The sequence below is a fragment of the Nocardia sp. NPDC004711 genome (genome assembly GCF_053601595.1).
Map to the genome: position 1 here is coordinate 41,308 of NZ_JBSGCB010000005.1, position 13,790 is coordinate 55,097.

10 protein-coding genes are annotated in these 13,790 nt (G+C 68.7%); 3 read left to right on the plus strand and 7 right to left on the minus strand.

Annotated features, from left to right (window positions below; translation table 11 throughout):
- Window positions 1-7 precede the first annotated feature (7 nt).
- On the minus strand, window positions 8-1,972 hold the full coding sequence (locus tag ACWEKS_RS06085) for a molybdopterin-containing oxidoreductase family protein (RefSeq protein WP_452339067.1): 1,965 nt from the start codon (window positions 1,970-1,972) through the stop codon (window positions 8-10).
- Window positions 1,973-2,154: 182 nt separating this feature from the next.
- Here ACWEKS_RS06085 and ACWEKS_RS06090 point away from each other — a divergent pair, with 182 nt between their 5' ends.
- Window positions 2,155-2,565: a hypothetical protein gene (locus ACWEKS_RS06090; protein ID WP_364607860.1), complete on the plus strand. Its 411-nt coding sequence runs from the start codon at window positions 2,155-2,157 to the stop codon at window positions 2,563-2,565.
- 240 nt (window positions 2,566-2,805) lie between these two features.
- The gene (locus ACWEKS_RS06095) at window positions 2,806-3,558 is read left to right on the plus strand and encodes a DUF6319 family protein (RefSeq protein ID WP_452339068.1); all 753 of its coding nucleotides are present in this window, start codon (window positions 2,806-2,808) and stop codon (window positions 3,556-3,558) included.
- A 77-nt stretch (window positions 3,559-3,635) separates the two neighbouring features.
- Here the strand turns inward: ACWEKS_RS06095 and ACWEKS_RS06100 are convergent, their stop codons facing one another.
- Entirely contained in the window at window positions 3,636-5,156 is a 1,521-nt protein-coding gene (locus ACWEKS_RS06100) for a diguanylate cyclase domain-containing protein (RefSeq protein ID WP_452339069.1), read from the minus strand.
- Between the two features lie 272 nt (window positions 5,157-5,428).
- Between ACWEKS_RS06100 and galK the strand changes: the two genes are divergently transcribed.
- Window positions 5,429-6,541 (plus strand): galactokinase, encoded by a 1,113-nt coding sequence (galK, locus tag ACWEKS_RS06105; RefSeq protein WP_452339070.1) that lies wholly within the window; start codon window positions 5,429-5,431, stop codon window positions 6,539-6,541.
- A gap of 333 nt (window positions 6,542-6,874) precedes the next feature.
- Here the strand turns inward: galK and ACWEKS_RS06110 are convergent, their stop codons facing one another.
- The 5 genes from ACWEKS_RS06110 to ACWEKS_RS06130 form a co-directional block, all read right to left on the minus strand.
- On the minus strand, window positions 6,875-7,597 hold the full coding sequence (locus ACWEKS_RS06110; protein WP_452339071.1) for a hypothetical protein: 723 nt from the start codon (window positions 7,595-7,597) through the stop codon (window positions 6,875-6,877).
- 134 nt (window positions 7,598-7,731) lie between these two features.
- On the minus strand, window positions 7,732-9,207 hold the full coding sequence (locus ACWEKS_RS06115; protein WP_452339072.1) for a PepSY-associated TM helix domain-containing protein: 1,476 nt from the start codon (window positions 9,205-9,207) through the stop codon (window positions 7,732-7,734).
- A 239-nt stretch (window positions 9,208-9,446) separates the two neighbouring features.
- Window positions 9,447-10,022, minus strand: a complete 576-nt coding sequence (locus ACWEKS_RS06120) for a hypothetical protein (RefSeq protein ID WP_452339073.1) — start codon at window positions 10,020-10,022, stop codon at window positions 9,447-9,449.
- Window positions 10,023-10,098: 76 nt separating this feature from the next.
- Entirely contained in the window at window positions 10,099-11,760 is a 1,662-nt protein-coding gene (locus tag ACWEKS_RS06125; protein ID WP_452339074.1) for an acyl-CoA synthetase, read from the minus strand.
- Window positions 11,761-12,011: 251 nt separating this feature from the next.
- Entirely contained in the window at window positions 12,012-13,673 is a 1,662-nt protein-coding gene (locus ACWEKS_RS06130) for an acyl-CoA synthetase (protein WP_452339075.1), read from the minus strand.
- Between the last annotated feature and the right edge of the window lie 117 nt (window positions 13,674-13,790).

Consider the following 13,790-nt stretch of genomic DNA (forward strand, 5'->3'; position numbering starts at 1 on the left):
GGCGCAGTCAGCGGCGCGGGGTGATCGATACCCGGTTGTCGTGGAACACCGCGCCGCCGCCGAAGTCCGAATCACGTTCCGCGACCGTCGCATTCACCGTCGCACCGCCGGAGTGCTTGGCCCAGCGGCCCTTCGTGGTCGCGGCGACGCCGGGCCGGACCCGGTCGGACACCTCGGCGACGGCCTCGAAGGAGCCGCGATCATTGCGAACGGTGACCGGATCGCCGTCCGCGATGCCGCGCGCCGCCGCGTCCCCGGGATGGAGCGTGACGGTCGGTTCGCCTGCGCGCCTGCGTAATTCGGGATCGATGCCGAAGCTGGTGTTCAGGAAGTAGTGCGACGCCGCGGAGATCAGCACCAGTCCGTCGCCCGGATCGGCGGGTGGGGTGTACCCGGCCAGCGGATCGTGGCCGGCCCGCGCCGCGCGGTCCGACAGGAACCGGAGCTTGTCCACCGGCACCGGGCGCGGATCGATCCTCAGGAAGCCGTCCGCGCGCAGCCGGTCGACGTCGTACTGTCTCAACAGCTGGTTCGCCAGGTCCTCATCCGACTCGTACAGCGCCGGTTCGGTCAGCCCCAGCCGCCGGGCCAGCCGGCGGAAGGTCTCGGTGGTGGGCAGGCATTCACCGGGCGGGGTCACTGCCGGTTCGTTCCAGACCAGATAGAGATTGCCGTACGCGGCCAGCACATCGAGGTGCTCGGGCTGCATGGTGGCCGGGAGGACGATATCGGCGTAGTCGACCGTGTCGGTCGGAAAGTGTTCCAGGACAACGGTGAACAGATCCTCGCGGGACAGGCCCTCGATCACCCGGCGCTGATCGGGATTGGAGCCCACCGGATTCGCCGCGATCACGAACAGCGCCTTGACCGGCGGCCCGTCGGCATTCAGCAGCACCTCGCCCATGCGGGTCATGGACAGCGTCCGCACCGGATGCGGCAGCAGATCGAATCGCATCAGCGCGGGGGTGTCGAGCCGGAAGTGCCCGCTGGTCGAATAGTGCAGTCCGCCACCGGGAATCGCCCAGTCGCCGGTGACGCCGGGCAGGCAGGCCAGGGTGCGCAGCGCCATCCCGCCGCCCGCGTGCCGCTGCATTCCCTGCGCGGCGCGAATGGCCGTGGGCCGGGTGCGGGCGATGCGTTCGCCCAGAGCCACTATGCGTTCCACCGGCAGCCCGGTGATCTCGGCGACCCGCTCCGGCGGGTACTGCGCGATGCGCTCGCGGAATTCGGGCCAGCCCTCGGTGCGGGTTTCCAGGAACTCGGTGTCCTCGGCCCCCAGCCCGACGATGACGTGCATGAGCCCCAGCGCCAGCGCCGCGTCGGTGCCGGGCAGCGGGGCGAGGTGTTCGTCACAGCGTTCGGCGGTGCGGGTGCGCACCGGGTCGATGGCCACCGTGTACGCGCCGCTGTCCTGGATGAACTTCCAGACATGATGGCCGGAGCTGAGCGGATTGGTGCCCCACAGCAGGATCAGCCGCGACTGCGCCAGCTGCTCCGGGTCCATGCCGCCCGCGGTGCCCAGGGTGTAGTTCAGACCCGTGCTGCCCGCGACGGAGCAGATGGTCGCGTCGTGCAGGGAGGCGCCGAGCGCATTGAAGAACCGCCGGCCGGAGAAGCCCTCCAGTCCTTGGATGTAGCCGAGGCTGCCGGTGCCGTGGAAGGGCCAGACGGCCTCGCCGCCGTACTCGGCGATGATGCCGGTGAGCCGGTTGGCGATCTCGTCGAGCGCCTCGTCCCAGGTGATCGGTTCGAAGCGGCCCTCGCCCTTGCGGCCGACCCGGCGCAGTGGCCGGGTGAGGCGCTCGGGGGAGTGGACCTGGTCGAGGTAGCGGTTCACCTTCACGCACAGCGCGCCCCGGGTGACCGGGTGCTCGCGGTTGCCGCGCAGGCCGGTCGCCCGGCCGTCCTGCACGTCCACCACCCAGGAGCAGGCGTCCGGGCAGTCGAGTGGGCATGCTCCGAGAACCTTCACCCGATCGATCGTAGGCAGGTCCGCGCGGGCGCGCGAAAGGCGAGCGTACGGCCGGTTTCCGGGCGCGACACGCCTATGCCGTCATGTGACGACACGCTGTCGAGCTGGGGTACTCTCGGCGCGCGGCTAATCAGCCGCAACAGGAGTGCGGGGGCGGAAGTGCGCGGTGGAATGGGAGATTCATGATCACCCCCGGCCGAGGTCTCGTCGGTGTCGTCTCGGGATGTGCGGCCCTGCTGACCGGATGCGCCCACGCCGGCCACACCGATGCCGCGCACGTACACCAGGCGAACAGCGAGATGGCCGCCAGCGACTCGGGCGAGATGCAGCGCAGCGCCTTCGTCACCGCCTGCGCGGGGACCTCGGCGGGCTGGCAGGCGACGGCGGTGGTGAGCAACCGGGATGTGGTGGAGCACCGGTATCTGGTAGTGATCAGTTTCATGTCGCCGGAATCCACCGATCTGGAACGGACACGCACCGAGGTGCTGGTGGCGCCGGGCTCGACGCAGGACTTCACCACGGAGACGCGGCTGAATCCGGTGTCACGGCCACAGACCGTCCGGTGTGTGCTGCGCGGGGTCGAGCAACTCTGACCGATGCTCGCGAATCGGGCGGCCGGGCGGTCGCGCTGCCTCGAAAGTTGCGCGGGGACAGGGGCGGACGCTTAGGATCACGAGCGCCGGCCATGCTCTGTGGGCCGCACCAGTAGAAATAGCTGACGGTTCACTGGCTCTCGGGCGGTGACCATGTGCGTTCTCCGGATGTGGATTTGTCGGTGCCATGGTGCATGCTCTTGGCACGCAGATGTCCGCCCCGTCCGCCCGGAGTGCCCCATGTCGACCCGTACCAAGCCACAGCCCTTGTCGGATACCGAAATTCGGCAGATCGCCGCGGAAATCGACGCGGGCCGGCCACCGATGGTGTGGTTCACCGCGGTGGCGGTCGGCGTCCCGGAAGGCCGTTCCGGAAAGGTGATGTCCCTCGGGGATCCGTCCGAGGGGGATTTCCTGCAGGTGAAGCCGACGGGTTCGAAGGATGTATTGTCCTTCGGTCCCACCGAGGTGACCCTGACCAAACCGGCCCGGCAGAACCCGGCCAAACCGGCCGGAGCTCAACCGAAAACGGCAACCAGGAAGGAACCCACCGTGACGATGTCGTCTCCCGTGACGATGCCGGCCAGCGCGCCGAACGCTTCGCCCGCTCCGGAAGCCAAGGTCGAGACCCCGCCGCCGGCTGCGGAATCCGCGCCCGAGGCCAAGGCCAAGCCCGCCGCGTCGCGTCCGGCCCGCAATGCCGCCAACAGCGCCGCCGCCAAGAAGCCGAAGGCTCCCGAGGTGACGGTCACCCTCAGCGGCACCGCCGAGGGGGAGTGGACCCTGGACGTCGTGAACGGCAAGAAGCGCACCATCAAGGGCCTGGCCGTCACGAGTTCCGCTGTGGCCCAGGCCGCCAAGATTCTCCACCCCGAATTCGCCGAGGTCGTCGACTCCATCCACGAGTCGGTCCGCGCCGCCCAGCATGCCAAGGTCGCGCAGCTGCAGGCCGAACTCGAATCGGCCCGTCGGCTACTCGAAGACCTGGCCTGACGAGATTCCACCCGGGTAACTCCGGCGCGAGGACCGGTGGCCCAACCCTTTTCGTGCAGGGCTGGGCCGCTTCCGGGTCACATCGCGGATTCGCGTTGCCAGGTGCGAGGACCGGATTCGGGACGGCTGCGGCGCAGGTCGTCGTGGAAGATGTAGCCGAGGGAGTATTCCTTGGCGTGGTACATGGCCGAATCCGCCTCGCGCAGTAGCTCGTAGACGGTGGTCTCGGTCTCTCGTGGCTTGGTGCAGGCGATTCCGATACTGGCCGCTATTCGCACCTCGGCCGCGCTCAGCTCGAACGGTTCCCCCAGGGTGGCCAGCAGCCGCTCCGCCAGCTGGCGGGCCTGCTGCTGCGCGAGCGGGGCGAGCACCACGAATTCATCACCGCCGTAGCGGGCGGCCGCGTCATCGCGGCGGATCACACGGCGAATGCGGGCGGCGGCATTGGCGATGAGCTCGTCACCCACCGCATGGCCGTAGTTGTCGTTGACCCGCTTGAAGCCGTCGAGGTCGATGAACAGCAGGGCCAAAGGCTGTCCGGCCCAACGCTCCCGATTACGATGCAGCGCCCGCAACAGGGCGGCGCGGTTCAGGAGTCCGGTGAGCATGTCGTGGTCTGCCTGATACTGCGCGCGCCGTTCGCTGCGGGCGCTGCGTTCGATGGCGCGTTCACTGCGTAGTAGTACGCCCGCTAGTAGTAGGGCGAAGAGCGAGGACACCACCACGCGGTCGAGTGTGTCGAGGCTGGAGCCCACCACCGGCACCAGCGAGGCCACGATCATGACGATGGCGATGATGCTGGCCCGCTGCCGGGACCTGTGCGGATGGATGTCGCGCGGCTCGCCCAGGACCACCATGCTCGGGTGCAGGGCGGCCGCGCCGATCAGCGTGAAGCCCAGTTGCAGTGGCAGCAGCTGGATCTGGCGGCCGAAGACCGCCGAGCCCGCGGTCTCCAGGTTGTAGGCCAGGTCACCGGCCAGGATCACCAGCATGGCCAGGTGCACCAGCCGCAGCGAGGTTTCCGAGCGCGCCGAGGTGATCACCGAGTGCACGATCACGGTGAGCAGCAGGGCGTCCACGATCGGATCCGCGACCGAGGTGATGGTCGTGAAGTAGGTGTGGTGCGTCATGTGCAGCACCGGTGAGATGAGGAACGTCCACGACAGCAGCAGCGCGCCCAGGCCGATCAGCCCGGAGTCCAGCAGCAGATCGTGATCGGTGCTGTTCTGCCGCGGGCGCAGCCACAGCACCGCGGCCACGCCGACGCAGCAGTACCCGCTGAGGGTGAAGAGATCGTCGAAGGGGTGGCGCTGCGATTCGGAGATGTGGCGCAGCCCGGTGCCGATGGCGAATTGCACGGCGGACGCCGACAGCAGATACCAGGGCAGGGGATGGCGGGGGTGGTACCTGCGTACACCGAGCCCGATCATGGTGAGGCTGATGGCCACCGACACGAACAGGGTGCCCAGGGCCACCGCGCGGGTATTGACCACCATGGGCAGTCCGAGAATGAGTACGCCACCGACGAACAATACGGTGCGCCAGCAGATTTTGAAGCGCGGACCAGACCGTTCGGCCGGTTGTGCGTCCGTTCCCACCAGCCCCCCTTGTCCGAGCAGTACTCGAAAAGACACCGCCGATCATCAACCGAATGTTGCGGTACGAGCATAGGTCCCGCGCAGCGGTGGCAGAGTGCCCGGTAGAGAAAAGGCGCTGCCACTATCTGGGCAACCGATCCGATCATGACATGAAAACGGCCGCTCCGGAGCGGAGTTCGGCGAACCCGCAGGATCACTTTTCGCGAGACTCGTTATGCTCCCCAGCGAATCGAACCGTACGGCCTGCGCGAACCTGTGAACAGGAGCCGGAAGTGGAAACGACGGCGGGACGCTGGTGGGCCCCGGGCCGGGTGAATCTCATCGGCGAGCACACCGATTACAACGACGGCTACGTGCTCCCGATGGCCCTGCCACTGGGTGTGACCTGCACCGCGGCGGCCGGACCGCGTGGTGTGGTGCGGCTGAGATCCCGGCAGGCGCCCGATGACCCCGTCGACACCAGCACGGCCGCCCTCGCCGCCGGCGGCTGGTCCGAATTCCCCGCCTGGTCGCGCTACCCCCTCGGCGTCATCCGGGAATTCGAGCGCCGCGGCCACGAGGTGCCGGGCGTCCACCTCGACCTCGACGGCAGCGTCCCGATCGGCGCGGGCCTGTCCTCCTCGGCGGCCCTGTCCTGCTCGGTCGCCATCGCCCTGCGGGACCTGTTCGCCCCCGCCATCACCGACACCGAGCTCATCGACATCGCCCGCACCGCCGAAAACGTCTACGCCGGCGTCCCCACCGGCACCCTCGACCAGTCCGCTGCTCTCCTGTGCACCGCAGGCCACCTCCTCTTCCTCGACACCCGCACCGGAGCCACCGAGCAGATCCCCTTCGACCTGGCCGCCTTCGGCCTGACGCTGCTCATCATCGACACCGGCACCCCCCACCGCCTGGTGGACAGCGACTACGCCGCCCGCCGCGCCGAATGTGCCGCCGCCGCAGCCCAACTGGACGCCCCCACCCTCCGCGACATCCCCTTCGCCGCCGAAGCCGACCGCCTCACCGACCCCGTCCTCCGCCGCCGCGCCCGCCATGTGATCACCGAAAACGCCCGCGTCCTGCAAATAGCCGAACAATTGCGCACCGGCGCCGACCCCCGCGCCATAGCCCCTCTCCTCACCGCCGCTCATCAATCCCTCCGCGAGGACTTCGAAGTCTCCGCCCCACCCTTGAACACCGCCGTCGACGCGGCCCTCGCCGCCGGCGCACACGGCGCCCGCATGACCGGTGCCGGCTTCGGTGGCAGCATCCTCGCCCTCGCCGACCGCGACGACACTCCCGACATCGTCACCGCCATTCGAGAATCCTTCGCCACCAAGGGATTCCCCCCACCCCACGACTACACGGTGACCCCCTCGGCCGGCGCCCACCGCCTTGCCTGACTCGACGTCGTGAAAGAGGCCGACCGCGCTGTACATCCAACTCGTCGTCAGAGGCTGTCCGCCGTAAAAGGATCCACGTGCGGCCGGACTCGAGCGGTAGCGCTCCGCCGAGCAACGCGCTGGTCGTCGAGGCCGCGAAACTGTAGTGCGTGTGGGTCATTCGCCCGGCCTCGGTCAGTTCGGCGGTATGACAGCAGTGAACAGAGACCGTTGGTGTGCTGCTGTCGTCCGGGCAGGTGTAAATGGTGACGGGACACCCGTTTTTCGGTCGTAACCACGGTGCCGCCGGCCGATCGTGGAGTTGTGGATCGGCCGGCGGCAACGGGTTTCGGGTTACTTCGCGGGTGTGATCGAGGGCTGGGTGATGGTTGTGAAGTACTGGACTGCGGCGGCGATGGCTACCGGGGCGGTTACGAACAGCTGGCCGGCGATGGTGCCGACGAAGCCGACGGCGCCTGCGCCGATGAGGCAGCCGGTGCCGGCTGCGCCGAGGAGCGGGACGAACATGGCGGCGAGGACGCCTGCGGAGCCGAGGGTGACCAGGCCGGCGGCTCCGACGGCGCCGAGCAGGCAGCCGAGAGCCGCGCCGCCGAGGCCGCCGGCCAGGGTGCCGACCGTGGCGCCCATGGAGATGGTGCTGGTCATGCGGCTCCAGGCGGCCTGTTCACGCTCGTAGTCCGACTTCCAGGGGGCGCTGTTGTCGAAGGGCAGCGCGACCGGCTGGTAGACCGCGTGGGCGGTGTCGAACTGCGGGGTGAGCGTGGCGACGCGGTCGTGGATGTCGGCGGCGATCGGGAAAACGAAATCGTCCACCCGGAACGACAATTCGGTGCCCGCGACCGCGGTTCCGTCGGCGGCCTCGATCTTCAGGACGCCGTTGTCCACCACCAGCGACCCGGCATCCGTGCGGATGGTCAGGTCCCTCTCGCCGGTGGTGGCGCTGTAGTTGACGACACCCGCGTCGGACTGGGCGGGTGCGGCGTTCACGGTTCCGGCGGTGACCCCGAGCGCGGTCGTCACGAGGGCAGCGGACACGGCGAACTTGTTGAGCTTCATCAGGTTTCGTCTTTCGTCAGTGCGGGTCAGGGGCCGCACGGATGGCGCGGCTCTGCTATGTGCGTGAGCCGCGAAAGGATGTGACTGGCCGGCGGCACGGCCCGGCGGCCGTGTCGCTCAGCGGTTTTCGTGGACTAGGCGGTGGCGCGCAGGCGGGCTCCCACACCCACCAGCACGTCGATCACCAGGAAGCCCAGCAGCGGAATGCCGATCATGGGCGCGAACCAGCCGACCACCGCGGCGGCCGCTGCCAACGGCGCCAGGACGATCAGCGGGGTCTGCGCCAGTGCCCGGCGCGGGGCCTTGCCCGCGGCGAGCCTCGACTCCTTGGTCGGGCGGCGCCGCCACCACATGAGGTAGCCGCGCACGATCACCGTCACCAGTCCGGCCATGATGACCAGCAGCAACAGCTGATTGGCCAGGCCGAACATCAGGCCCATGTGGAACTGGATGCCCCAGTTGGTGAGCTTGGCCATGAGCGGCCAGTCGGAGTACGGCAGCTTGTCGGTGACATTGCCGGTCGCGCCGTCCACCGCGATGGCATCGCGGGTGTACTGGCCGGGCCGGCGCAGCTCCTGCGCCACGAAGGCCATGCCGTCCTTGGCCGGAATGCTGATCTCCAAGGGCCCGGTCAGGCCGTTGGCCCGGGCGACGCCGTACACGGTGTCGACCAGTGCCGCCTTGTCGGCGGGCGGCACGGCCGCGGCCGCACCGCCACCGTGGTGATCGTGTTCACCGCCCGCGGACATGGCCGGACCGGTCGACCCGGGCAGCTTGGCGCTCACCGCGGGCGTGGTCCAGCTCATCGCCTGCCGCAGCTGGGTGACGTTCTCACCCGCGTACTTCGACCAGGTCATACCGGTGACCGACAGCAGCAGGAGCACCGGCAGGATCCAGACACCCACCACCGCATGCCAATTCAGTGTCCGGGCCCGCGTCCGCGACCGATCCGGCCGCAGCAGCCAGCCGGGCGACCGCTTCTCGCGCCGCGCCCGCACCCGCCGGTACCAGAGCACCAGCCCCGCCAGCGCCACCAGCCACAGCCACGAGGCCGCGATCTCGCTGTAGTAGCGGCCGAACGCGCCCAGGTGCAGATCCTTGTGCAGCTGGTCGATCCAGGTGCGCATGGGCAGCGCGCCCGAGCTGCCGTAGACGACGCTGTCGCCCACCGGCTGCGCGGTCACCGGGTCGACGAACACCGCGCGGCGCTCGGATTCGCCCAGCGACGGATCGCTGAAGAGCACGCGCGTCGTCTCCCCGGCGTGCTGTCCCGGGGCCACCGCCACCAGCGCCAGGTTCGGCTCGGCCGCCTGCCCGGCGGCGACCTGCTCCCGCAACGGCTTGGCCGGGCCGGTCGAGTCGGTGTGCAGCAGGCCGCTGGAGGTGATGGTCTCCAGCGTCGGCGAGATCGCGTACAGCGCACCGGTCACGGCCGCGATCAGGATGAACGGCGCCACGAAGACGCCGGCATAGAAGTGCAGTCGCAGCATGAGCGCCTGAAAGGCATTGCCCGCGCCACGTTTCGGGGGCCGGCCGGACGGCGGCGGCTCCGTCGTCCGGGTAGGGGAGGGCGGCGGTGTCGTATCGACACCGCTGTCAGTGATTGTCACCAGCGATCTTTCGGGTTCGAGGGAACGCCCGGGACACGCGGTACAGGGAGCGAACACGTCGAGGCGACGCATGTCAGGGCACACCATGACCCCCTCATGGTGCGCACGCGACTGCCACCGCGTGCGCACAGCGGTCATGGGAAGCCCGGACGCGCATGACGCCACCGCGACGGACGCGGGCGCACAGCGAAGTCACACGGACGCGAAAGTCCGTGTGCCCGGGTGTGAAAAGAAGGGAATCAGCCTCGAACCAGCGCGGGTGGTCCGCGAGTGCGGAAGACGTCGGCCGCGAAGATACGCAGCACGACGAGATCCCGGTGCGCGATGGGCAGCAGCGGCGGCCCGATGTGCACCGGTAGTGAAATAGGTAGCGGCAGCGCCCAGGACAGCACCGTGGTGCCGATCCGATAGGCCGCCTCCGCACCGAGGATGACGACGGCCGCTGCGCACGCTGCCACGATGTGCGCGGCCAGCATGGCCGGACTCCACATCGAGGCATTGTGGTGGTGATGGTGCATGCTGCCCGGCGAGCCCCACATCATGCTGAAGTGACCCAGGAATTGCCCGCCGATCAGCGCGACCACCAGCCCGAGGGCCGTGGTGCGCAGCGTGTGCACGCTCGCCACCACCGCGCCGACCGCGGCCGAGGCGGCGACCAGCAGCGTCAGCGGACCGGACTCCAGGGGCGCGGCCCCCGAGATCCAGCCGTGCGCGGCCACCGCGAGCGCCCCGGATACCGAACCGGCCGCCCCACCGCGCAATACCGCAGCATCGCTGCGGGAATGCGCTGTAGAGCGGCCGGATTCGATGTTCACGCGCTGATAATAGCCAGGCCTGATCTCGACCCTATCCGTACCCTGCCGTTGACCGGCGGGGCGCTAACGGCTTTGGCTAATTCTCCGTGACTTCCATCTCGATCAGCGGCTTGCGCAGCAGCTTCCCGGTGGCATTGCGCGGCAGTTCATCGAGGAAGATCACCTCGCGCGGCACCTTGTAGCGCGCCAGGTTCTCCTTCACGTAGTCCTTGATCTCCTGCACGTCCCGCTTGGAGTCGGGCCCCGGAACCACGATGGCGCGCAGGCGCTTTCCGAAGTCGCGGTCGTCGACGCCGACCACCGCCGCCTCCAGGATGTCGTGGCGGTTGGACAGCAGGTTCTCGACCTCCTGCGGGAAGACGTTCTCGCCGCCGGAGACGATCATGTCGTCGTCGCGGCCGTCGATGAACAGCAGCCCGTCGGTGTCGAAGTGGCCGACGTCGCCGGAGGACATGAGGCCGTCCACGTATTCCTTGGTGCGGCCGTCGGTGTACTGCTTGAAGGAGTGCCCGTTCTCGATGAAGATCGTGCCGGTCACGTTGGGCGCGGAGATGCGCTTGCGGTTCTCGTCGTAGAGCGCGATGCGAATGCCGACCGGCGCCTTGCCCGCGGTGGTCGGGGCCTTGCGCAGTTCCGACGGGGTGGCCACGGTCATGACCGCGCACTCGGTGGAGCCGTACACGTTGTAGAGGGTCTCGCCGAAGTAGTCGAGGGTGCGGGTGACCACGTCCGGCGGGATGGCCGAGCCGGCGGCGAAGACGACCTTCAGGGTCTCCGCCGGGTTGTACTTCGCCAGCGTCTCTTCCGGCAGGTCCAGGATGCGCTGCAGCATGGTCGGGACCACGGTCAGACCCTGTGCGCGGAACTTCTCGATATTGGCCAGCGTGCCCTCGGGATCGAAGCGGCGCTGCTGGAACACCACCCGGTTGCCCAGCGCGATCGACAGCGTGAACTGCGACAGGCCGGTGGCGTGGAAGATCGGGGCGGCCATCACCACGGTGCTGTTGCGCGGCAACGGGATTCGATCCAGGAACTGGGCCGTGATGAACGGGCTGACCTTGTCGCGCGGCGCGCCCTTGGGGGTGCCGGTGGTGCCCGAGGTCAGGATGACCATGCCGCCCGGCTTCTCCGGCGGGGCCAGCGGCGCGGTGGACTGCCCGGCCGCCACCGACTCGATGGTCGGAATCGACGGGTCGGCATTGTCCTGCTCGTCGACCCAGGTCAGGATGCGCGGAATCTCGGCCGGAATGGCCGACATCAGATCGAAGAACTCGCTGTCGTGGAGCAGCGCCTTGACGTTCTCGCGGGCGGCCACATCGGTGAACTGCGGCTTGGCGAAGCCGGTGTTCATCAGCACCGCGCGCACGCCCAGCTTGCCGGCGGCGACCAGGCTCAGCACCATGCCGCGGTGGTCGCGGGCCAGTACGCCGATCACATCGCCGGGGCCCAGGCCCTGGGCGGCGAGGCCGCGCGCGAAGGCATTGGACTGCTGGTCGAGCTGCTCGAAGGTCAGCTCTCCGCGCTCGTCGACAATGGCCGCGGACTTGGGATTGGTGTTGGCCGCGTGCACGACCGCGCCCGCGAACGGACCGAACTTCAGCACATTGAGCGCCGAGCGCACCGCGTGATCGGGGCGCAGCGGATTGAAGAGTCCCCCTCGGACCATGGCATTGACGCTGAGCGCCGTATCGCCGGCCTTGCGTAGAACCGTGCCAGCCGATGGAAGGGCAAGTGACATGGGTACAACCTTCCGCGATCCCCCGCCGGACGAGTCGGCCGACGGACCGCAACATCGAGATCCAGTGCGGTGCTAACCCTAGCAAGCGCAGGCAGCGGGGTGTGGCCGAGGTCTCCGTTACTCGCGGTTACGAATAAACCGCGCAGCTCGTGGTGGGGATCCCAGGATTGCCGCTGGGTCGCGGACGTCATCGGTGCTGTGCCGCCTCTTGACTCGGCGCTGTGCCGCCTGCTGACTCGGTGCTGTGCCGCCTACTGACTCGCGACGGGTGGCTCGTACTCCACGAGGACCCGGCGCAGCAGTTTGCCGGTGGCATTGCGCGGCAGATCGTCGAGGAAGAAGACGTCCCGCGGCACCTTGTAGCGGGCCAGATTGGCCTTCACATAGGTCTTGATCTCCTCGGGCGCGAGCTTCGCGCCGGGCTCGGGAACGATGAACGCGCGCAGGCGCTTACCGAATTCCACATCGTCCACGCCGACCACGGCCGCATCGAATACGTCGGGGCGCTCCAGCAGCAGGTTCTCGACCTCCTGCGGGAAGACGTTCTCGCCGCCGGAGACGATCATGTCGTCATCGCGGCCGTCGATGAACAGCAGTCCGCGATCGTCGAAGTGCCCGACGTCGCCACTGGACATGTACCCGTCGATGACCTCCTTCATCCGCCCGTCGGTGTAGCCCTTGAACGGCGAGCCCGAGCGGATGAAGACGCGGCCCGTCACGTTCTTGGCGAGGACGCGCCGCCCGTCGTCGTCGAAGAGCGCCACCTCGCAGGTGAGCGGCGCCCGTCCCGCCGTCCCCGGTGCGAGGGCCAGATCCTCGGGCCGGGCGACCGAGGCGATCGCGCATTCGGTGGAGCCGTAGAGGTTGTAGAGCACCGGCCCGAACACCTCGGCCGTGCGCACCGACAGCTCCGGCGACAGCGCCGAACCGGCGAGCACGATCCCGGTCAGCGACGAGGTGTCGTACTGCTGGCGAATCTCCTTGTCCAGCTCCACTATTCGATGCAGCATGGTCGGCACCGCCACCAGCATGTCGGCGCGGTGCTCGGCGATCAGGCGCAGCGTCCGCTCGGCGTCGAAGCGGCGCGCCATCACCACCTTGTTGCCGAAGGCGCACGCGGTCAGCCAGGTCGCGAACCCGGTGGAGTGGAAGATGGGGGAGACGATGACCATCGTGCCCTGCTGCGGAAAGTCGATGCGGTCCACCATCTGCACCGTCGACAGCGGTCCGGTGCGTTCGCGCGGGGCGCCCTTGGGCAGGCCGGTGGTGCCCGAGGTGAGGATGATGAAGCCGCCCGGCTGTTTCGGCGCGGGCAGCGGCGTCGGCGCGTTGGCCGCGATGAGCTCGTCCAGAGTTTTTGCGCCGGACGGTATTTCGGTGCCCTCGTCGACCCAGGTCAGTATGCGCGGAAGATCCTCCGGCAGGGCGTCGAGCAGGCCGAGGAATTCGCTGTCGTGCAATACGACTCGCACGTTCTCGCGCTCGCAGACCTGGGCGAACTGCGGTTTGGCGAATCCGGTGTTCATCAGCGCCAGCCGCGCGCCGAGTTTGCCCAGCGCCGCCATGGTCAGCACCAGGCCCCGGTGATCGCGGGCCAGCACGCCCACCACGGTTCCGGGTCTGACGCCATTGCGCTGCAATCCGCGCGCCAGCGCGTTCGACCGCTCGTCCAGCTCCCGGTAGGTGAGCTCACCCCGCTCGTCGGCGAGGGCCGGCCGGTCCCCGAACAGGCGTGCCGCGCGCCGTACCGCGGTCGCCGGCGGCCCGAAAACCCTGGCGTCCCTGAGCAATCGGACCGTCTCCACCGGGTCCGTGGGATCGCTCAACCCCAGCTCCCGCAAACGCCTCAGACCCTTGAGCGCCGCACCGGTGTGCGCCATGCGCTGCCGAGCCGAATGCAGAACCGAGGCCATCCGGACCACCTCCGTTGACGAGCCGTCCACCGCCCGGACCCGACGGCGGTAGCGTCACCGTAACAGCGGTCTGTGACGGCCGTTACACAAATTCGGTCACAACAGACACACGGCAAT

Bases quoted from the DNA above. Each gene is read 5' to 3' on its own strand.
- ACWEKS_RS06130 (WP_452339075.1), bottom strand. From the start codon at position 13,673: ATGGCCTCGGTTCTGCATTCGGCTCGGCAGCGCATGGCGCACACCGGT.
- ACWEKS_RS06125 (WP_452339074.1), bottom strand. From the start codon at position 11,760: ATGTCACTTGCCCTTCCATCGGCTGGCACGGTTCTACGCAAGGCCGGC.
- ACWEKS_RS06090 (WP_364607860.1), top strand. From the start codon at position 2,155: ATGATCACCCCCGGCCGAGGTCTCGTCGGTGTCGTCTCGGGATGTGCG.
- ACWEKS_RS06110 (WP_452339071.1), bottom strand. From the start codon at position 7,597: ATGAAGCTCAACAAGTTCGCCGTGTCCGCTGCCCTCGTGACGACCGCG.
- ACWEKS_RS06095 (WP_452339068.1), top strand. From the start codon at position 2,806: ATGTCGACCCGTACCAAGCCACAGCCCTTGTCGGATACCGAAATTCGG.